We start from the raw sequence: 19,920 nt of genomic DNA on the forward strand, positions 1-19,920 counted from the left end.
CTTCTGCCACGGACACGCCGTGGCCGCTACGACCATAGGAGGTGATGAGGTTCCCATGCGTCCATACGAAATCATGGTCATCCTTGACCCCACTCTCGACGAGCGCACCGTTGCCCCGTCCCTGGAGACGTTCCTGAACGTCATCCGGAGTGACGGCGGATCGGTCGACAAGGTCGACATCTGGGGCCGGCGCCGTCTGGCCTACGAGATCGCCAAGCACGCCGAGGGCATCTACGCCGTCGTCGACGTGAAGGCCGAGCCGGCCACCGTGTCCGAGCTCGACCGGCAGCTGAACCTGAATGAGTCCGTCCTGCGGACCAAGGTGATGCGGACCGACAAGCACTGAGTCCAGCTCGGACTCACTATCCGCTGAGTGGATAAGCGCGCCGCGCGTCGGAGCTCTTACGTAGGCTTCGCGGTGAATCCATCCGCCTATGCCAGGAGGAACTTGTGGCCGGTGACACGACCATCACCGTCGTCGGAAATCTGACCGCCGACCCCGAACTGCGGTTCACCCCGTCGGGTGCAGCCGTCGCCAATTTCACGGTGGCGTCCACACCCCGCACGTTCGACCGTCAGACCAATGAATGGAAAGACGGCGAGGCGCTGTTCCTGCGCTGCAACATCTGGCGTGAAGCGGCCGAGAACGTGGCCGAGAGCCTCACCCGCGGTTCGCGGGTGATCGTTCAGGGCCGGCTGAAGCAGCGTTCCTTCGAAACCCGTGAGGGCGAGAAGCGCACCGTTGTGGAGCTCGAGGTCGACGAGATCGGTCCGTCGCTGCGTTACGCCACCGCCAAGGTCAACAAGGCCTCGCGCAGTGGCGGCGGTGGTGGCGGCTTCGGCGGTGGCGGCGGTGGCGGAGGCTCCCGTCCGGCGGCAGCGGCGGCCAGTGAGTCGGGCGACGACCCGTGGGGCAGTGCCCCGGCGTCGGGTTCGTTCGCCGGTGGCGACGACGAACCCCCCTTCTGATACCCAACGAAATCCTTTGCGCGCCAATGGCGCGACTGTGAAGAACGAAAGAGATTGACCCCATGGCCAAGACCAACAAGCGGCGTCCCGCACCGGAAAAGCCGGTCAAGACCCGCAAATGCGTGTTCTGCTCGAAGAAGGGGCAGGACATCGACTACAAGGACACCCAACTGCTGCGCACCTACATCAGCGAGCGCGGCAAGATCCGTGCCCGCCGGGTGACCGGTAACTGCGTGCAGCACCAGCGCGACATCGCGATCGCCGTCAAGAACGCGCGTGAGGTTGCTCTGCTGCCGTTCACGTCGGCGGCGCGGTAGAGAACGGAAGTATCGAGATGAAGCTGATTTTGACCGCTGAGGTCGAGCACCTCGGAACGGCCGGCGACACCGTCGAGGTGAAGGACGGCTACGGACGTAACTACCTGCTGCCGCGAGGCCTGGCCATCGTGGCCTCGCGCGGTGCACAGAAGCAGGCCGACGAGATCCGTCGCGCCCGCGAGACCAAGACCGTGCGCGATCGTGAGCACGCCGACGAGATCAAGGCCGCCATCACCGCGCTGGGTTCGATCCAGCTGCCGGTGAAGTCGGCTGCCGACTCGGGCAAGCTGTTCGGCTCGGTGACCGCCAACGACATCGTCGGGGCGATCAAGAAGGCCGGCGGACCCAGCCTGGACAAGCGCACCGTGCAGCTGCCCAAGGCACACATCAAGGCGACTGGCGCCCACACCGTCGGAGTGCACCTGCACCCCGAGGTGAACGTCGACATCACCGTCGACGTCGTGGCCCAGAGTTAGCCGTCTGCGTCAATTCCCCGGGTGGCGGCCCTTCTTGGCTGCCCCCGGGGAATTGCTGTATCTCTGGCGAACACATCCGGGCGGGCTCGCCACAGCTAATCTAACCGTCCGTTAACCTGCCGCATAACCTCCGGCAACACAACACGCCCGGGATCGCAACCGGGGCCGACACGCCGGTGAACTTGCCATCCACAACACACAACCGGGGCTACCCTGCGTTTAGCTGGGGTAATAACCCAAAAACGGCCGGTCATCCACAGGTTCTCCCCAACGCCTCAACACCCCTTTCCCCAGCTATCCACAAACCACTAACAGGTTGATGAACAGCCTCGGTTTGCGACGGCTCCAGCAACGTCTAGCGTGAGCCGTCGGCGGTGCGGTTTGTCAGCGTGACGCCGAGTGCTTGTCGGGGGCGTGGAGTACACCTCTGATAGTGCATCGAACAGAAGTTCGACGAATTCACGAGGAGGTGGGGCAGCCCAATGGCGGTCGTCGATGATCTCGGTCAGCCCGGGATGGACAGTCCTCCTCCTTCTGAGGACTTCGGTCGCCAGCCTCCCCAGGATTTAGCAGCCGAACAATCGGTGTTGGGCGGCATGCTGCTGTCCAAGGACGCGATCGCCGACGTGCTGGAGCGGCTGCGCCCGGGTGACTTCTACCGGCCGGCCCATCAGAACGTCTACGACTCGATCCTGGACCTCTATGGCCGCGGCGAGCCCGCGGACGCCGTCACCGTCGCCGCCGAGCTGGACCGCCGCGGGCTACTGCGCCGCATCGGTGGCGCTCCCTATCTCCACACGCTGATCTCGACCGTGCCGACGGCCGCGAACGCGGGTTACTACGCGGGCATCGTGGCGGAGAAGGCATTGTTGCGGCGGCTCGTGGAGGCCGGCACCCGGGTGGTGCAGTACGGCTACGCCGGCGCGGAAGGCGCCGACGTCAACGAGATCGTGGACCGCGCGCAGGCCGAGATTTACGACGTCACCGAGCGGCGAACAGCGGAGGATTTCCTTCCGCTGGAGGATCTGCTGCAGCCGACGATGGACGAGATCGACGCCATCGCCTCCAACGGTGGTCTCTCCAAGGGTGTCCCGACGGGCTTCGAGGAGCTCGACGCGTTGACCAACGGCCTGCATCCCGGTCAGATGATCGTGGTCGCGGCCAGGCCCGGTATGGGCAAGGCTCTGAGTCTGGACACGCCGCTGCCGACGCCGACGGGCTGGACCACGATGGGCGAGGTCAAGGTCGGGGACTACCTGATCGACGCCGACGGACGCCCCACACGCGTGGTCGCGGCAACCGACATCATGGTGGGCCGGCCGTGCTACGAGGTCGAATTCTCCGACGGCACAGTCCTTATTGCGGACGCTGAGCACCAGTGGCTGACGGAGACCCGCGCTTCGCGGAAATCTGCGCTTGTGAGGACGACGCGCGCCATCGCGGAGACATTGCACTGGAACCACGCGGTGGCCAATTCGAAGCCTCTCCAGGCGGCGGTCCGTGTGCTCCCCGTACCGGCGTATTCGCTGGGGGCGTGGCTGGGCCAGGGATTCAGCCCGGCGGAACCCGAGATCGTCATGCGAATCGAGGGCGAGGGCGGCGACATCGGTGCCTTCGACGCCACGCACATTCCCGCGGAGTACCTCCGCGCCGCCGAGTCTCAGCGGCATGCACTGCTTGGCGGCCTGTTGGATGCCAGCGGAGCGGTGAGTAGCGACGGGTCAGTTGACTTCTCGACGACCAATCATCGTCTGGCTGATGACGTGTTCGAATTGATCGTCAGCCTCGGTTACGACTGCCGTCGCGATGAAAAATCAACAGCGTTCATCCTGAACTTCTCCACCGATGACGAGGTGTTCGGGTTGCCCCGGAAAGCCCTGTTGCACAAAGAACGGCGCGCGAGCGGAAAGGCGCGGGTGTCGTCGCGCTTCATCACCGACGTCCGGCCCATCGCGAGCGTTCCGGTCCGCTGCGTCGAGGTCGACAACGGTGACCACATGTACCTCGCGGGGCGGGCGATGATCCCGACCCACAACTCGACCCTGGGACTCGATTTTCTGCGGTCCTGCTCGATCAAGCACCGGTTTCCGAGCATCGTGTTCTCACTGGAAATGAGCAAGTCCGAGATCGTGATGCGACTGCTCTCGGCCGAAGCGAAGATCAAGCTTGCCGACATGCGCTCGGGAAAGATGACCGACGACGACTGGACACGCCTGGCGCGCCGGATGAGCGAAATCAGCGAAGCGCCTTTGTATATCGACGATTCGCCGAACCTGACGATGATGGAGATCCGTGCTAAAGCGCGCCGGCTGCATCAGAAGGCCGGATTGCGGCTGATCGTGCTCGACTACCTGCAGCTGATGACGTCGGGCAAGAAAGTCGAGTCGCGCCAGCAGGAAGTCTCCGAATTCTCAAGGCAAATCAAGCTTTTGGCGAAGGAACTGGAAGTTCCCGTGGTCGCGATGAGCCAGCTGAACCGCGGTCCCGAGCAGCGCACCGACAAGAAGCCAATGCTGGCCGACCTTCGTGAAAGCGGATCGATCGAGCAAGATGCGGATATGGTGATATTGCTGCACCGGCCCGATGCCTTCGAAACCGACGACCCGCGTGGTGGTGAGGCGGACCTCATCGTCGCGAAACACCGTGCAGGACCGACGCGTACGGTGACGGTTGCGCACCAGCTGCATTTGTCGCGATTTACGAACATGGCGCGCTAGATCCACATGGCACTACCCGCGTCGGCGCGAATCCTCAGGGCGGACAACGGCGCGGAGACCACGCCGGGCGAGCTGATGCAGGTTTGTGAGCGGGTTTTCGTGTGGACGCTGGATATGCGTAGGCGTATGGTGGGGCGGCCAGTCGCCCGTGTGATCCATAGCGGTCGCCTGGAGGTATTTCGTCTGCGCCTGGCATCCGGTCGCGAGTTGGAGGCGACGGGCAATCAACCGTTCATGACGCTGGATGGTTCAATTCCATTGGCAGCCATGACGACTGGTCAGCGCCTTGCAGTCCCACGCCGAGTTCCCGAGCCGCTTGATGCGTCAGGCATGGTGGACCCCGAACTGATTCTCCTCGCCCACATGATCGGTGACGGTTCCTGTGTGAAGCACCAGCCCATCCGTTACGCGAGCATCGATGAAGAGAGTCTGGCTGCGGTCAGCGCCGCCGCGAGGCACTTCGGCGTCACGGCGATTCGTGATGACTACCCCGCCGCACGAGTGATCACTCTGCGTCTGCCAGCGCCATTCCGGTTGACACACGGTAAGCGCAACCCGATCGCGGCATGGCTGGACGGCCTCGGGCTGTTCGGCTTAAGGAGCTATGAGAAGTTCGTTCCGCCACGGGTTTTCGCACTTCCCTACGAAAAGGTGGGCTTGTTCTTAAGGCACCTATGGGCGACTGACGGGCATGTGAGCTGGGATGCGCGATCCGAGATCGGCAGGGTCTACTATTCATCGACCAGCCGACGGCTCATTGACGATGTCGCACAGCTACTGCTGCGATTCGGCGTTCTATCGCGGATCAAACGAGTGCAGAAGGAAGGTTATCGGGACGGTTGGCACCTGCATATCTACGGCGCCGAGAACCAGTTGCGCTTTCTCCGGCACATCGGCGTTCATGGCGCAAAGGACACCGCAGCTGAGGCGCTGATTTCTAAACTCGAAGTAGTGCAGCGCAACACGAACCTAGACACGATCCCGATATCAGTGTGGACCAACGTCCGCGCAGCGCTGGTCGAGACGGCAATGACTCAGAGGAAATTCGCGGTAGCGATGAACACAAGTTACTGCGGGTCCGCCATGTGGAAGCGCTCGCCGAGCCGCGGCAGGGTCCACCGCGCGGCCGTAGTCCTCGAAGACCGCTACCTACACGATCTCGCCACCAATGACGTGTTCTGGGACGAGATCGTGGAGATCACCAGCATCGGACAACAGGATGTGTACGACGTGGCGATCGACGGCGGCGACAACGTCATAGCTCAGGGAATCGTCGCGCACTCCGGCTGAAATAGCAGGGTCCTTTCGCCGGTGTGGTGTAGGGGTTACGCCTGGACGCACCCGATCGGGGGTGGACGACCTGGCACGCTCCGTGGCGTGCGGCGCCGTCCGAACGATGGAGCTAGCAGGGCGAGGATCAGGTAGCCGTAGCGCTCGGAGATTCCGTGTTCGCGGGCCATGCGGTTGATGGTCAGATCGCGTTCGCGCACATGCACTTTCGTGTAGCGCGCAGGACTCGGATGTCGAGGGTGGCGCCGAGCGGATTGCGTGCGCGGGTGTCGTCACCGGCGGTGAAGGCGAACAGAGCATCGATCCGCGGATATCCGGCGGTCCGGACTTCTAGATTCAATCCGAGGGAATCGGATGTGCCACTGGACGATTCAGCCCGACTACGCCTCACCCAAACTCGGCCGGTAGTCAGCCGCCTCGGCCTCGGCGGCAAGCAGTGCGCCCAGCTCACCCTCCTGCTGGGCAACAAACACGCCGATCACCTGCCGGCATACCTCCGGCACGCTCACCCCACGCATATCCGCAATACGTGTCAGCCCGAGCAGCATTGACGTCGAGACGTGAAACTGCACCGTGAATTGACCGCACGAACCATCCTCCGGCGGTAACCCCGGGCCCACGACCACAGGTTCATCCACCCCGTACTCGTCCACCTCAGCACGCCGAGCCCGCGCAACGGCCCCACCACCAACGCCGCCGGCCGGATCGGGGAACTCCTCATGACTGAACAAACCCATTCGCCCACGGTAGACCTCGTAGCATTTTCGGGCGGAGATCGAGACGCCTTGTTTGTACCGGTGCCCCGGACAGCGCGACGCTCACCGGTTGACCTGAAGCCCGTCCTTCAGGGATGCGGCCCCTGGAGGGACTGATGGACAACCTATATACGTTGAGAACAAAACTGATTACGGCGACCAAGAATGTGGCCTCCGCGTAGTTGTGACGCGTTGACGAACCCCGGGCTACCAATGCCACGCGTCGCTGCCAACGTTGGTCAGGGTGCGCTGTAGGACCTCAATGGTGGTGGCGTAGTCGCGGCCGGATATTCCTTGGCGTCGTTCGTCGTTGAGTTGCTGCTGTACTTCGGCAGCAGCATGAAACTGTTTCGTTCCCTTGTCGGTCAAGCGAATGTGGTCGCCAGAACGGTCGAGCCACCCCTTGTCGATACCAGTTTCGATTGCGCGCGCGATGCTGTCGTCAGATTCGTTGGGGCCGACGATGGACACGATGTCGTCTTGGCTCATGCCGGTGTGGTGCATCGATAATTGATGTAGTACCCACCACTCTGGTTGTGTCACACCCACTTCCGCGAGTCGGCCACGGGTACGGGACCGGATGGCTTCTCCTGCGCGCAAAGCCCAGAACCCGAGCGGCTGTTGCGTAGCAGGCTGCATCTCTTTCGTCATATGCTCAAGCTAAAACCTCAACTTGTGTTCAGGTCAAGGTCTGTAGCGGGTCGCATGATCGGGGCGGCTCCAATGCGATACCGCGGCTACTGCAGCGTGTCGATCGCGTTGATCGTCACCTCGAAGGAACCCGCCCTGATCAATTGCAGCCGCGTCCTGCGTTCGGGGAGCGTCCGGTGCGGCGGCGAAGCGTATACCGACCGCTAACGGACGTGACAGGATGCTTCAGCGTGACTCGTCCCAACTTCCTGGTCATCGTGGCCGACGACCTCGGATTCTCCGACATCGGCGCTTTCGGTGGCGAAATCAATACACCGAACCTGGATCGGCTGGCCCACACGGGCGTCAGGCTCACCGATTTCCATTCCGCTCCAGCCTGTTCGCCGACGCGGGCGATGCTGCTGACCGGAACCGATCACCACGTCGCCGGAATCGGCACGATGCTCGAGATGGCGGCCCCTGAGTTCCGCGGCGCCCCCGGCTACGAGGGGTATCTCAACGACCGGGTCGTGGCATTGCCCGAACTGCTGCGCGATGCCAATTACCTGACGCTCATGTCGGGCAAGTGGCATCTGGGCGACACGATCGACAGGTCGCCGTGGGCAAGGGGATTCGACCGCTCATTCGCCCTGTTGCCGGCCGGTGCCAGCCACTACGGCACCCGCGGGGGTGGCGGGCTCTCTCCGGTGCCGACGATGTTCACCGAAGACGATCAGTTCGTCACCGTAGGCGAGGACTTTTACTCGTCGGATGCGTACACCGACACGCTGCTGCGCTACCTCCACGAACGGCCCCAAGACGGTGAAGACCAGCCCTTCTTCGCCTACCTGCCCTTCCAGGCGCCGCACTGGCCGCTGCACGCGCCGCAGGAAACCATCGCCGCCTACCACGGCCGCTATGACGCCGGGCCGGACGCACTGCGCGAGGAGCGGCTGGCCGCGCTCATCCGGCTGGGCTTGTGCCCACCCGACGTCGAGCCCCACCCGGTAGTGGCCGACGGTGCCCCCGAGTGGGCGGACATGACCGACGAGGAGCGTGCCGTCTCTGCCCGCAACATGGAGGTCTATGCCGCCATGGTGGACCGGATGGACTGGAACATCGGCCGGGTGATCGACTACCTCGAGAGCACCGGCGAGTTGGACAACACGGTCGTGATCTTTTTGTCGGACAACGGCGCGGAGGGGACCATCGTCGAGGCCATGCCGCTGCGCGGGCCCGAAATCGAAGCGTTCGTCGCCAAGCACTGTGACAACAGCGTGGACAACCTCGGTGCCCCCACCTCGTGGGCCTGGTACGGCCCGCGTTGGGCGCAGGCCGCCACTGCGCCGTCGCGGCTGCACAAGGCCTTCACCACCGAGGGCGGAATCCGGGTGGTGGGCTTCGTCGCGTGGCCGGGCTTTGCTCGGCAGGGGGAGATCGGCACGGCCTTCACCACCGTGATGGACATTGCGCCGACCGTGCTCGAGCTCGCCGGGGCCGCGCATCCCGGCACCGAGTACCAGGGCAAAGAGGTGGAGCCGATGCGCGGCCGATCGATGGTGCCCTACCTGTCCGGACAGGCAGATGTGGTGCACGATGCCGACACCGGCACGGGGTGGGAGTTGTTCGGCCGCCGCGCGATTCGCCAGGGCGATTGGAAGGCGCTTCATCTGCCCGCGCCCTACGGCTCAGGCACCTGGCAGCTCTATGACCTCTCGAGTGATCCCGGCGAGGTGCATGACCAGGCCGCCTCCCGGCCCGACAAGCTGGCGGACTTGCTCAAGCTGTGGGATCGCTACGTCGAAGAGAACGGCGTGATCATCGGACCCGTGTCGCTGTTCGAGGTCGATGTGGAGGCGTACTGACCACGTGGGCAGTCGAGTTGCGGAACGTGCCGGCGCTTAGCCTGTGCTGATGCCACGCAAACTCAGTGACGACGAAGTCAAGGCCTTCCTGGACAGCCGCCCGGGCTGGGCGATCCTGACCACCATTGAGAAAGATGGGTTCCCGCACTCGGTACCTCTCGGCTACTTCCGCCTCGGCAGCGACATCGTCATGGGTGTGCGAGACGGCACGCGCAAAGTGGCCAACATCGAAAGCAACCCGAACGTGAGTGTCTTGCTCGAAGACGGCTCGACGATGGCAGACATTCGCGGTGTGATGCTTCAAGGCCGCGCTCGCATCGTTCGCGAATCAGGGGAGGCACTCGAGCTCGCGAGGGAAGGCGCTCGGGCGCGGGGCGTGGCAGAGTCCGACTGGCCCACCGCACCCAGACCGGGCGCAGCCTATATCCGCGTGACACCCGTTCGAACCGTGTCCTGGGACTACGGAAATTCGGGCTCGGACCACGCCTAGTCCGCCGGCGCCGCAAGGGCGCACCGTCTTGTCGCTGCTCGGCTAGACAACGTTCAGTGCAGTTCGTAGCCTTTCCCGGGACATCGACAGCCGGGCCAGGACCGCTCCATGACCGAAGGATCGTCACAATCCGCATGACCGGGATTCGCCACTACCTTCGCCGGTCGGTGTGCGGCATCGGGTCCGTGTTGCTTGTGGTCGCCGCGCCGCTGGGTGCAGTGCATGCGGAGCCTGCCGACGACGCGTTGGGCAGGCTCAACGAGTTGTCTCAACAAGCGGTGCGCAGCCGCGAAGCCGTCACCGCCGCTCAGCGTGACGCCGACGCCGCGCAAGCCCAGCAGGCCGCGGCGGAGGATCGCCAACGCGCCGACCTTGCCGCGTTGGAGGCTGCCAACAACCAACTGGAGCCCTATCAGGCCGCGGTCGACCGCCTCGCGTCGATGACCTACATGGGCGGTGGCGAGAGCCAGATGGCGGCGGTGTTCAGCGCGTCGTCGCCGCAACGTCTCATCGACAAGCTGGCGCTGCAGCAGATGGTGGACGCCACGACCGCCGATCAGATGAGGGGATATCGAGACACTCGCGAACGTGCCGCGGCCGTCGCCCGAGCTTCAGAGCAATCAGCCGCGGACGCGCGTGCCGCGGCCGAGCGAGCTGCCGCAATCCGCGCGGATCTGCAAGCCACGTGGCAGGACCTGCTGCGCGAGATCGCCGCCGCGGAAGCCCAGTACGCAACGTTGACTCCCCAGCAGCAAGCGGTGGTCGACAACGCCGCACCGCCACCCGATCTACGGCCCCCTCAGGACCCGGCGATCGTCGCGATGCCCGGCCTGCCTCCCGGCGACCTGGCTCCGCCACCGGAAGCTGCCATCCCGGACGATCCGGCAGCATTACCCGTCGGTGTCGCCAATGAGGTTGGCTTACAACCCAATACGATCCTCGCTGCGCGGACGATCAGCGCGCAGTTTCCCCAGATCGCCACCATCGACGGGGTACGGCCCGATTCGAAGCCGTGGCATCCGCGCGGTCTGGCGATCGACATCATGATTCCCAATCCGGAGAGCCCGGAAGGCATTGCGCTCGGCGACCAGATCCGCGCGTTCGCGATGGCCAACGCCGCCCGATTCGGACTGCAGGACGTGATCTGGCGGGGCGTCTACTCCACGCCGGCCGGGCCGCAAGCCACGGGTTACGGACACTTCGACCACGTGCACATCACCACCACGCCGCGCGGCTGACTCACCGAGCGATCGGCCGTAGGTCATGCGATCTTGGCGGCCTCGATGATGTCGTGCGGCACGACGGAGAACGACCGACCGGTGGGCCGCAGCCCGGCGCCGACCAGCAGGTCGTCGAGTTCGGCCCGGGATCGCAAGCGGCCGCCGTCGCGCTGGGTCAACGTGTGCAGGTCCAGCAGCGGAGAGAACGGATTCGGCCGATTGCGCGGCTGCAGATACTCGACCACCAGCAGCTTCGCGCCGACGGGCATGCTGGCTGCCACCGCGGCGAGGATCGTCGCGCAGCGTTCGTCGTCCCAGTCGTGCAGGACGTCTTTGAGAAGGTAGACGTCGGCGGTGGCGTCGATGGACCCGAAGATGTCTCCCGCGACACGCTCGATGCGGTCGGCGACTCCGCGTTCGGTGAGAAACCGCTCGGCTTCGGCGATCATCCCGGCGCTGTCGACCAGCACCCCGCGCAGATTCGCCTGCGATTCGGTGACGACGACCGACAACAGCGTGCCGATCCCGCCTGCAACATCACACACCACCGCACCGTCAGGCCACGGATACACCCGGGCGATCCCGTGGGCGATGATGCTCGTGGCCTGCCGCATCGTCGCGGCGAAGAGCTGTTGCTCATCGGGATGGGCGGCGTACCAGTCCCATACCGACATGCCGTGCACGATCTCGAACGCGCTGCGGCCGCTGCGCACACTTTCGGCGAGCCCACCCCACGCCTCGACAGTCGAGCGCATTCCCTTGTAGCGCATCCAGGCTCGCAGCGACGAAGGGTGATCGCTGCGGAGCACGGCGCCCATCGGAGTCATCTTCGCCGCCCCGGTCCGGCGGTCCAGGGTGCACAGACCGCATGCGGTCGCGCCTCGCAGCAGGCGATGGGTGGTCTCTACGTCGGATCCGATCCGCGCGGCGATCTGCGGGGCGGTCAGCGGTCCATCAGCCAGTACGTCGGCGATCCCGAGTTCGGCGATACTCGCGGCGATCTGAACGCCGGCGACGCCCTCGCCGACATCGAGCATCGCGAACTGCGGTGGCACCATTTTGTCGGCGAGTCGCTTGAGCGTGCGGCGTAACGCGAGCGTGGCCAGCACCACGGGCAGGGGCGTCGATGGCATCCGTGCAGGTTACCCGTGCGGCACCCGCAGGCCCGGCTGATTTGTCATCGCCACGGGCAATCGCACTCCACAGTGTCACTGAGTAGCGGAGCGCGGCGGTAACGACGCCGTGAATGTCCTTGCCCAGCAGTAGAAAAGCTAGCCGAGAACTCGCTGCGCGTTCTCGGACGTGACCCGGCGCCAGTCGATGCTCCGATCTGCGTCCAAGGCGGCGACCTGCTTGCCAACGCCGAACTCGGGCGTCCAGCAGAAGTCGCTGCCGTAGAGGATGCGTTCGGTGCCGACCACATCGGCCAAGACGGACGCCTGGGCGGGCATCGGATATCCGGCGAGGTCGAACCAGAAGCGGCGCAACTGGGTTTCGGTGCTCAGGGGTCCGGGTGGACTGCCGTCGGGCATCGGCCACAGGCTGCGGAACTGTTCGATACGGGCTGCCAGGAGCGGCAGGGCGGCGCCGCAATGCGGGATCAGGAACTTGATATCGGGGTAACGGCCGGCAACGTTGGCGAAGATCAAATCGGTTATGGTGCGGGTGGTTTCGAACATGAACTCGATGACGGGCCGCGGACGGCCGAGCGCCACGGCATCGGCGTACGGCGGTGACGTCGGGTGAACGAACACAACGGACTGCCGCGCATTCAGACACTCCCACAGCGGGTCGAGCGCCGCGTCACCGAGGTACTGTCCGCGGTGGTTGCTCAGGACAACCACGCCGGCCGCGGCGTGCCGGTCGATCGCGCGCTGCGCTTCGACGATCGCCGCGTCGACGTCGGGTAGCGGAAGAGAAGCGAAGTAGGAGAAGCGCTCTGGGTGGGCAGCTACCGTTCTGACGGCGAAGTCGTTGACGTGCCGGGCCAGAGCGGACGCCTGCGATGAATCGGCGAAGGACACCCCTGGCGAGGACATCGACAGGACTGCGCGGCGAATACGATTGTCCTGCATCAGTTTCAACTGTGCCTCGACACTCCATGACGGCCACATGGGCATGCCGTCAGGATGCTCGATCCCCGCGGCGACCGCGGCGCTGACGTACTCGTCGGTGAGGAAGTGGGCGTGAACGTCGACCAATTCGAAACCGTTCGATCTGGCCACGCGCTCTCCTCAGGCACAGTGCTTGAGCGGTAGATCTGGTCCGCCGCGCTCCAAATCTACGCGCCGTCGTGGCGCTGCCATGACCACAGCAACACCAATATCGCCGAGCCCGGTAACGGAACATGTATCCGGAAGCGATACTGACGGCATGGTAAAGAAAACTGCTGTTGTCCTGCTCAGCGCGGCCGCATTGTCGGTAATCCCCGTCGCGATCTCCCCGCTGGCCCAGGCCGACGTGTGCGGAGACATCGGTGGCCGGCACGTGACCGTCGGCGGGTGCACACCGGGTATCGCGGGCGATGCCGTGGACGCCGCCGTCGCGGGTGATTGGGTTCGGTACGGCTTGCCGGAGACCTATGCGTTCTCGCTGGTCCCCGCATTCCCCGGCGAACAGCCCTGTATCTCTCCCAACGGGCTGCCGTACTACACCCCCGGCGACGCTCCCTGCTGGGTCGGGTAGCTCCCGGCTGGGATTGCCCTTTCCGTCCGAGCGGGTCCCCTAGTCTCGGAGCGTGACCTCCGCTGCCCAAGAACAGTCCGTCGTTGCCGGCATCGATGGATCGGACGCCTCGCTCGGCGCGGCCCGGTGGGCCGCGGAGTTCGCCACCACCCACGCCCTTCCGCTGACGTTGCTGCATGCGGTCCCGCGGCTCGAATGGCATTTCGCCGGCGCTGAAGCACCCACCGGACCCGAGGGCAACGGCGACGAGGTGCTCGCCGCGGCGGAAGCGGACGTGCGGTCGGCGCACCCCGATCTGATGATCAGCACGGCCATGGTCAAGTCCGCGGTCGCGACTGCCCTGACAGATGCCTCGCCGGAGGCCAGGCTGTTGGTGGTGGGCACCGGCGCGGGGGAGCACCGAGCCCTGGGAGGCCACGCTGTGCGGATCGTCCACCGTGCGCAGTGTCCGGTGGTGGTCTGGCGGGCGCCCGTCGCGAAGCGGACCGGTAAACCGTTACCGGTCGTGGTCGGCATCGATGACTCGGAGGCGTCCGGTCGGGCGCTCGCGGAGGCCTTTGACATTGCCCGCGGGTTGCATGCGCAGCTGACGGTGGTGCACATGTGGGAGATCGACGCGGCTGTCGGGATGGGCGACCTCGGCGGCGAGGGGAACATGGACTGGCAGTTGCTGGATGTTCTCGAGACCCAGCAGCGCCGGCGGATGGATGAGCTGGTGCAACCGCTGGCCAGGAAGTATCCGAACGCCCATGTCGTCAAGGTTTTTCAGGACGTCAGCCCGGCGAAGGGGCTCACCGATCTGTCGCGGGAGGCCCAGCTGGTGGTCGTCGGCAGTCACGGTCGCGGGAGGCTGGCCGGCTCGATCCTCGGCTCGGTCAGCCAGAACCTCATCCATCACGCCGAGTGCCCGGTGCTCGTGGTCCGGTAATTCGCCGCGGTTGGACAACCTCCGTACCGTTTCGTAACCTTGCCGAGACCTGAGCCACAAGGGTCTGCAATTCGACGGAGACGACGTCGCCTGGCGGTCAAAGGATGCGCAGTCGTGAAGTTTCACCGGCCTTTCGCACCGAAAACTGGTCCGAGCAGGGCAGCGGGAGCGATCGCGATCGTCGCTGCGCTCTGCGTGGTGTCGGCGGGTTCCGCGTTCGCCGAGCCGGAAGTGGACGAGCTGGCCAAGCTCAACGAACTGACCAAACAGGCGCAGGAGTTGATCGAGACCGCTCAATCCGTCCAGCTGGACCTCGACAGGAAGTTGCAGCTGCAAAGCGCCGCGGAGCAAAAGCACACCGACGACGTGGCCGCTCTCGAATCCACCCGGGCGCAGCTGGCTGATTATCAGGGGACCGTCGACCGAGCCGCGGCCGCGATCTACACCGGCGGCAGCACCGACAGCGTGACGGCGTTCTTCGCTGCCGCGTCGCCCCAGCGCCTGATCGACCAACTGGCCGTCCAGCGGACGATCACCGACCAGATCACGGGACAGCTGCAGAAGTTCCGTGAGGCCCAGCGCCAGGCCGCGGTCGCCGCGGCCGCCTCCGCGGAATCCGCCGCCACCGCCAAAGCGGCCGCCGACGCCGCCGCGACGGTGCGGGCCGATCTGGAGACCAAGCAGTCGGAGGTCGAAGGCCAGGTCAGATTGGTGCGGGCAACCTACTACGCGCTGCCGGCCGCCCAGCAAGCATTGCTGGGCCCCGGCGGCGCGATCCCCACCGTCGGTATGAGCGGCCTGACCCCCAACGCCCGAACCCTCGCGGCCTACGTCATCGCGACCTTCCCGGGTGTGCAGTCCATCGGTGGCGTGCGCCCGGACCCGATTCCCGATCATCCGAGCGGCCATGCCATCGACATCATGATCGGCTCGGACATGGCGCTGGGCGATGCGATCAACGCCGACGTGCAAAGCCAGGCTGAACGCTTCGGGGTGTCCTACACGATGTGGCGGGTGGCCAACCACTTCAACCACGTCCACGTCACGGTGTCCTGAGGCGGACTGCCGCGCTCAGGACTCCGCGTCGATCCCCGTGATCGTGATGGCGAACGGCCCCTGCTGTTTGTCGAGAATGAAGACCGATACTTCGGTGATGATCGACGGGTCCAGAGCCGCTGGGGCCTGCGGCGCCGGATCCATCCGCATCCCCACCGGCTGGAAAGCTGCCACGGGAAGTTCGTATGTCCGTGGAACGCCGGCTTCGGTGGGGAAGCGCTGGATGTAGGACCAGGGCTGTCCCGCGGCGCCCACTCTCAACACGTAGGTCTTACCGTCGCCGACGGCACTCACGCGGATCGACATGGCGCCGGCGGCTCGTCGGCCGATATCGGGGTCTTCCGGACTGCGGGCGGAGGCGAAACCGCCGTTGTTCTCCAGGGAGATGGTTCCCGAAAAGACAAGACCACCATCGGCGTACGCGACCTTCGACGTGGATCGACCGCCCATGACGGGGTCATTGACCGTGGTCCAACCGGCGTCGAGGGAGACCAGCGGAACCGCGGGTCCGGCGTGTGCGGCTCCCTCGATGCTTCCGCAGGACACCAGCAGAAGTGTCGAAAGTGCCGCCATGGTTCCGGCCAGCCCGTATCGCATCATCAACACCGCCTCGGATTGGCACGAATCTCGTTGCCGCGCATCGGCATACCGTCGATCACGGTGTAGATCTGCCGAAGGTCGGGGACCTCGGTGACGCGCAATTTCTCGCCGCCGTCTTTGCCGATCAACACCACTGCGAAAGAGTTCGCGTCGACCGTGAACTGCGTCCGCAGCCGCTGCGACTGCTCGGCGTCGACGGGTTGACCATCGAGCGTGCTGCCGCCGGTGGCCAGCACCTGCCCGAGCACCATGTCGCGGGAGGCGAAGTCACAGCCGGTCGCTTCGATGCGGCTCAACGTCGCGGTGAGTCGTGGGTCGCTCTGCGCGGGCGCGAACACCAGCAGAGGACGACGTTCCCAGCGATAGTCGCCGAGTTCAGCGGCCATGGCGGTTGCCGATCCGAGGGCGCCACTGATCAGCAGAACTGCAAGGACAACCGTCGATCGGAGGATGCTGTGCTTGACGGCCATGGTGCTTCTCAACTGTAGCGACCGACCGCGGTCGGCGCTCAGACCCGCGGCGAGAGCATTGCGCGCCACGTACTCGGCGGCGTAGGTGATCGCAACCTTGTCGCCACCGTCATTGCACGCTGGCTATCCGGCGAAATGCTCGCAACAAAACCGCTCTGAGTTCGTGCTGCGGGTGATCTCCGAGTGCCGAGAGCCGGACCCACCGACGTCGCTGAATACACAGCGAATCGCTGGTCCAGGCTTGGATCGGGGCCGTAGGTGACCTCGATGAGCGTATCGAGCATCCCGGGCCCACCGACCGCGGTGCGCATGGCGTCACGGAATGCGGCCTGCTGCGCCATTATTCGCGCGAACTCACGGCGTGAAAGAAACAGGTCCGCCAGCCCGGTTACCAGAATCTCGGTGCGTTCCGGCCCAACGGGGTGGGCACGAGCACGATCCAGAAGTGCGGACAGGGCGGTCCGGGCCGGCTCGGCCAGGTCCTTGAGGATCTCCTGTTTACCGCGGTAGTGGTAGAACACCGCAGGCTTGGTCAGTCCCATTTCGTTGGCAATGTCTTGCAACGACGTTGCCTCATAGCCCTTTTCGGCGAACAGCGTCAGCGCCACAGTGACGATGCGCTCCCGGGTCTGGCGTACGCGCTCGGCACGAGTCTTGGGCTCGGCGTCAGGCGGGATCACGCGTTCACTTTACGGCTGTTAGGTGGATCACCTTTTCTCGCCGCGCTGGACATTTCATTTAACGACCGTAAAGTGAAGTTCGACGACCGCGCGATCGAAAGGTGAACCGATGCTCGAGGAAGCCGGTGGCGTGAACGCCGCCCACACCGGACCGCACGGCAATCAGGAGTTCCGGTGGATCACGTTGGGAACAATGAGCGGTCCACTTCCGAGCGCCGTACGGCACCAGCCGGCGAACGTGCTCTACGACGGGGCGGAGGCGATCGTGGTCGATTGCGGCGACGGCGCAGTCGATCAGCTATGCAAGGCAGGGATCCCTCTTTCCGCGGTCCGCACCGTCATACTCAGCCATCTGCATATCGACCACACCGCCGGACTCTATGGGCTGTTGGGGCGCAGGCTGCAAGCGCATATCCCTGGCCCGCTGACGATTTACGGGCCACGCGGAACGCTCCGCATGGTCAATGCGATCCGGTCGTCGTTCGACTTCGTCTCCGGATCGATGTCGCAGGTGCCGGGCTTCGTGAAGCAGTTCGACGCCGACATCACCGCCATCGAGATCACCGACGGGTCACGGTTCACCCTAGGCGACATCGACGTTGTCACCGTCACGAATACGCATTACGCGTTTCCCGACGGTAGTCCGGAAGCACTCCGCTACCAATCACTTTCGTTGCGGTTCGACACTCCCACGCGGAGCATCGCCTATACGGGCGACACCGGCCCCAGTGTGAATGTCGAGCGATTGGCCGACAGCGCGGACGTACTGGTCAGCGAGATCACCGATCCCGAGGAGATCGTGGCCAGAATATCCCGCACATTTGGCTTTCCGCCGACTGCGCTGGCCGCCATCAAACGACGATTTGAGCTCGAACACCTGACCGCCGACGAGGTAGGCCTGCTGGCAAGCCGGTCAGGCGTCAAATCGATTGTCATTACCCATAATCCGCTCCCGCCGGAAAGCACGACCAAGGCCCGCAACGCTATCGGCGCGCATTTCGACGGGCCGGTCACGTTTGCCGATGACCTGGACACTCACTGAACTGATCGGAAAGCGTCATGGCTGTGACATATCTGGACTACGAGAACCATCCGGAAATATTTGTGCCGCATGAGTATCCGGAGCAGATTGTTGACCTCGGCGAGGTCAGGATGAACTATGCGACCGCGGGCGAGGCGCACAACCCAGCCATACTGCTCATTCCAGGCCAAACCGAGTCCTGGTGGGGTTACGAGCATGCGATCACGCTGCTTTCGCAGCGCTTCCAGGTCTATGCCGTCGACCTGCGCGGGCAAGGACGGTCTACCTGGACGCCCGGCCGTTACAGCCTCGATCTGTTCGGGTCGGATCTTGTTCGGTTCATCGATCAAGTGATCGCACGGCCCGTGGTGGTCTGCGGACTGTCGTCGGGTGGCGTCGTCGCAGCGTGGCTGTCTGCCTACGCCGCGCCTGGGCAGATCCGCGCAGCCGTCTACGAAGACGCCCCACTCTTCGCATCTGAACTCAACCCCGTACTGGGACCGTCGATTCGGCAGGCCGCCGGCCCGCTCTTCGAGCTCTTCTACAAATGGTTGGGGGCGCAATGGAGCATCGCCGACTTCGACGGCATGCGCAACGCGCAGGACGTGGAATTACCCGAGTGGGTTCCGGCCGGTCTGATCGGCAATGGTGGAACTCCGGGCAAGCCGGGGGGTAATGGCGAGATTCCGCAGAATCTGCGCGAGTACGACCCCGAATGGGGGCACGCGTTTCTTACCGGCGCGGTGGCTCAGAACTGTGACCACCAAACGATGCTCGCGCGCGTCAGGGTCCCGGTTCTTTTCACCCACCACTTCCGTATGCATGATCCGGCGACCGGCAATCTCCTGGGTGCCGTCTCCGACCTGCAGGTTCAGTATGCGCAGCGTCTAGTCGAACGTGCCGGTAACTCATTTCACTACCTGAGCTTTCCGCAGATGCCGCACTCCATGCACGGGCACCAACCCCAGACCTATGTAGACACCGTGACGACCTGGCTGAACGCGCTGCCATCGTGAGTCGACATTCGACGACGGACAAGGCCCGGCGTGGCCAACGGTTCCGCCGGCGGCTTCACCACTGGGGGGCCGCGTTTGCCGCGGTGATCACCTCACCCAACGGACGACTGATAGACCTTGGGGCGGCTGGCATGGGCTGGCTGATGCTCTCGGACCGCACGCCGTCTTTCTTGCTGTCTACCTGGCGACACAACAGATCGGATCGGCCACATGCGCCGCGTTGGCGCTCGCAGTTGTCCTGGCGCTCATCCGACTGCTCAGTCGGCAGCCCGTGCGGACTGCGCTGGCCGGCGCGGCGTTGATCGGGGTGTCCGCCCTCGTGGTCGTCACCACCGGTGACGGGACTGACTTCTATCTCCTGGACATCGTTCGCACGTCGGTCTTGAGCTTCATCTTGATCGCCTCCCTGCTCATCCGCCGCCCGCTGGTCGGAGTCCTCGTCGGGCCGGTGATTGCCGACCCACGGTGGTACTCCGATCGCGTTCAACGACGGGCCTATGACCTGTGCACCGTCATCTGGGCTGCCGCCGTCGTTGCGCGCAGCGCCGTCAAGATCCCCTTCTACCTCGACGACAACGTGGTAGCGCTGGGCATCGCCAGCATGGTGATGGGTGTGCCTTTGCTGTTGGTTACGACGTATCTGCAGCTGCGGATTCTGCGGGCCACGTATTCGCAGGGTGGTGACGGCTCGGCCACCGCGTGACCCGGCACAACAGGGGTTCTTGCCCAAGAGGG

Annotated in this window: 21 protein-coding genes and 1 pseudogene; 15 read left to right on the plus strand and 7 right to left on the minus strand. The window is 64.7% G+C overall.

Annotation, left to right across the window (positions count from 1 at the left end; all coding sequences use genetic code 11):
- The first annotated feature begins 55 nt into the window (after positions 1 to 55).
- The 6 genes and pseudogenes from rpsF to G6N32_RS28260 form a co-directional block, all read left to right on the plus strand.
- Positions 56 to 346 carry a 30S ribosomal protein S6 gene (gene rpsF, locus G6N32_RS28235; protein ID WP_036342207.1) on the plus strand — a complete coding sequence of 97 codons (291 nt, stop codon included), beginning with the start codon at positions 56 to 58 and terminating at the stop codon, positions 344 to 346.
- 104 nt (positions 347 to 450) lie between these two features.
- On the plus strand, positions 451 to 969 hold the full coding sequence (locus G6N32_RS28240; RefSeq protein WP_083117754.1) for a single-stranded DNA-binding protein: 519 nt from the start codon (positions 451 to 453) through the stop codon (positions 967 to 969).
- Between the two features lie 62 nt (positions 970 to 1,031).
- Entirely contained in the window at positions 1,032 to 1,286 is a 255-nt protein-coding gene (rpsR, locus tag G6N32_RS28245) for a 30S ribosomal protein S18 (RefSeq protein WP_005142196.1), read from the plus strand.
- Between the two features lie 17 nt (positions 1,287 to 1,303).
- Positions 1,304 to 1,762, plus strand: coding sequence for a 50S ribosomal protein L9 (rplI, locus tag G6N32_RS28250; protein WP_036342194.1), 459 nt, complete (start codon positions 1,304 to 1,306; stop codon positions 1,760 to 1,762).
- A 482-nt stretch (positions 1,763 to 2,244) separates the two neighbouring features.
- Complete coding sequence (gene dnaB, locus G6N32_RS28255; RefSeq protein WP_115317918.1) at positions 2,245 to 4,479, plus strand: replicative DNA helicase; 2,235 nt, start codon at positions 2,245 to 2,247, stop codon at positions 4,477 to 4,479.
- Positions 4,480 to 4,488: 9 nt separating this feature from the next.
- Positions 4,489 to 5,763, plus strand: a pseudogene (locus G6N32_RS28260) (LAGLIDADG family homing endonuclease); the annotation flags it as partial.
- Positions 5,764 to 6,149: 386 nt separating this feature from the next.
- On the opposite strand, the gene G6N32_RS28265 reads toward G6N32_RS28260, so the two are convergent.
- Both G6N32_RS28265 and G6N32_RS28270 read right to left on the minus strand, forming a co-directional pair.
- Positions 6,150 to 6,506 (minus strand): hypothetical protein, encoded by a 357-nt coding sequence (locus tag G6N32_RS28265; protein ID WP_115317916.1) that lies wholly within the window; start codon positions 6,504 to 6,506, stop codon positions 6,150 to 6,152.
- A 225-nt stretch (positions 6,507 to 6,731) separates the two neighbouring features.
- The gene (locus tag G6N32_RS28270; protein WP_115317915.1) at positions 6,732 to 7,175 is read right to left on the minus strand and encodes a MarR family winged helix-turn-helix transcriptional regulator; all 444 of its coding nucleotides are present in this window, start codon (positions 7,173 to 7,175) and stop codon (positions 6,732 to 6,734) included.
- A 230-nt stretch (positions 7,176 to 7,405) separates the two neighbouring features.
- Here G6N32_RS28270 and G6N32_RS28275 point away from each other — a divergent pair, with 230 nt between their 5' ends.
- The 3 genes from G6N32_RS28275 to G6N32_RS28285 all read left to right on the plus strand — a co-directional run bounded on the left by G6N32_RS28275 (position 7,406) and on the right by G6N32_RS28285 (position 10,747).
- Positions 7,406 to 9,019, plus strand: coding sequence for an arylsulfatase (locus tag G6N32_RS28275; RefSeq protein ID WP_115317914.1), 1,614 nt, complete (start codon positions 7,406 to 7,408; stop codon positions 9,017 to 9,019).
- A 49-nt stretch (positions 9,020 to 9,068) separates the two neighbouring features.
- Positions 9,069 to 9,509: a pyridoxamine 5'-phosphate oxidase family protein gene (locus G6N32_RS28280; RefSeq protein ID WP_147291968.1), complete on the plus strand. Its 441-nt coding sequence runs from the start codon at positions 9,069 to 9,071 to the stop codon at positions 9,507 to 9,509.
- A 134-nt stretch (positions 9,510 to 9,643) separates the two neighbouring features.
- On the plus strand, positions 9,644 to 10,747 hold the full coding sequence (locus G6N32_RS28285; RefSeq protein WP_115317912.1) for a VldE C-terminal domain-containing protein: 1,104 nt from the start codon (positions 9,644 to 9,646) through the stop codon (positions 10,745 to 10,747).
- 23 nt (positions 10,748 to 10,770) lie between these two features.
- Here G6N32_RS28285 and G6N32_RS28290 read toward each other — a convergent pair whose 3' ends face one another.
- Positions 10,771 to 11,862 carry a methyltransferase gene (locus G6N32_RS28290; protein WP_115317911.1) on the minus strand — a complete coding sequence of 364 codons (1,092 nt, stop codon included), beginning with the start codon at positions 11,860 to 11,862 and terminating at the stop codon, positions 10,771 to 10,773.
- Positions 11,863 to 12,000: 138 nt separating this feature from the next.
- Complete coding sequence (locus tag G6N32_RS28295) at positions 12,001 to 12,954, minus strand: amidohydrolase family protein (RefSeq protein WP_232077396.1); 954 nt, start codon at positions 12,952 to 12,954, stop codon at positions 12,001 to 12,003.
- A 148-nt stretch (positions 12,955 to 13,102) separates the two neighbouring features.
- Here G6N32_RS28295 and G6N32_RS28300 point away from each other — a divergent pair, with 148 nt between their 5' ends.
- The 3 genes from G6N32_RS28300 to G6N32_RS28310 all read left to right on the plus strand — a co-directional run bounded on the left by G6N32_RS28300 (position 13,103) and on the right by G6N32_RS28310 (position 15,398).
- Entirely contained in the window at positions 13,103 to 13,414 is a 312-nt protein-coding gene (locus G6N32_RS28300) for a hypothetical protein (protein WP_115317910.1), read from the plus strand.
- Between the two features lie 52 nt (positions 13,415 to 13,466).
- Positions 13,467 to 14,342, plus strand: coding sequence for a universal stress protein (locus tag G6N32_RS28305; RefSeq protein ID WP_115317909.1), 876 nt, complete (start codon positions 13,467 to 13,469; stop codon positions 14,340 to 14,342).
- A gap of 114 nt (positions 14,343 to 14,456) precedes the next feature.
- Positions 14,457 to 15,398: a coiled-coil domain-containing protein gene (locus G6N32_RS28310; protein ID WP_147291967.1), complete on the plus strand. Its 942-nt coding sequence runs from the start codon at positions 14,457 to 14,459 to the stop codon at positions 15,396 to 15,398.
- A 15-nt stretch (positions 15,399 to 15,413) separates the two neighbouring features.
- Here G6N32_RS28310 and G6N32_RS28315 read toward each other — a convergent pair whose 3' ends face one another.
- Genes G6N32_RS28315 through G6N32_RS28325 form a run of 3 tightly spaced genes read right to left on the minus strand, consistent with a single transcriptional unit; the run spans position 15,414 to position 17,148 of the window.
- Complete coding sequence (locus tag G6N32_RS28315; protein WP_232077397.1) at positions 15,414 to 15,998, minus strand: CIA30 family protein; 585 nt, start codon at positions 15,996 to 15,998, stop codon at positions 15,414 to 15,416.
- Positions 15,998 to 16,468 (minus strand): DUF4174 domain-containing protein, encoded by a 471-nt coding sequence (locus G6N32_RS28320; protein ID WP_115317907.1) that lies wholly within the window; start codon positions 16,466 to 16,468, stop codon positions 15,998 to 16,000. The genes G6N32_RS28315 and G6N32_RS28320 overlap by 1 nt, the downstream gene beginning before the upstream one ends.
- Before the next feature lie 38 nt (positions 16,469 to 16,506).
- Positions 16,507 to 17,148: a TetR/AcrR family transcriptional regulator gene (locus G6N32_RS28325; protein WP_163789498.1), complete on the minus strand. Its 642-nt coding sequence runs from the start codon at positions 17,146 to 17,148 to the stop codon at positions 16,507 to 16,509.
- A 109-nt stretch (positions 17,149 to 17,257) separates the two neighbouring features.
- On the opposite strand from G6N32_RS28325, the gene G6N32_RS28330 reads away from it, so the two are divergent.
- The 3 genes from G6N32_RS28330 to G6N32_RS28340 all read left to right on the plus strand — a co-directional run bounded on the left by G6N32_RS28330 (position 17,258) and on the right by G6N32_RS28340 (position 19,888).
- Entirely contained in the window at positions 17,258 to 18,190 is a 933-nt protein-coding gene (locus G6N32_RS28330) for an MBL fold metallo-hydrolase (protein ID WP_115317905.1), read from the plus strand.
- Positions 18,191 to 18,213: 23 nt separating this feature from the next.
- On the plus strand, positions 18,214 to 19,185 hold the full coding sequence (locus G6N32_RS28335; protein ID WP_410432788.1) for an alpha/beta hydrolase: 972 nt from the start codon (positions 18,214 to 18,216) through the stop codon (positions 19,183 to 19,185).
- Between the two features lie 61 nt (positions 19,186 to 19,246).
- Positions 19,247 to 19,888, plus strand: a complete 642-nt coding sequence (locus tag G6N32_RS28340; RefSeq protein WP_163789611.1) for a DUF3159 domain-containing protein — start codon at positions 19,247 to 19,249, stop codon at positions 19,886 to 19,888.
- The last annotated feature ends 32 nt before the right edge of the window (positions 19,889 to 19,920 follow it).

Source organism: Mycolicibacterium aichiense (assembly GCF_010726245.1).
Classification (GTDB): Bacteria; Actinomycetota; Actinomycetes; order Mycobacteriales; family Mycobacteriaceae; genus Mycobacterium; species Mycobacterium aichiense.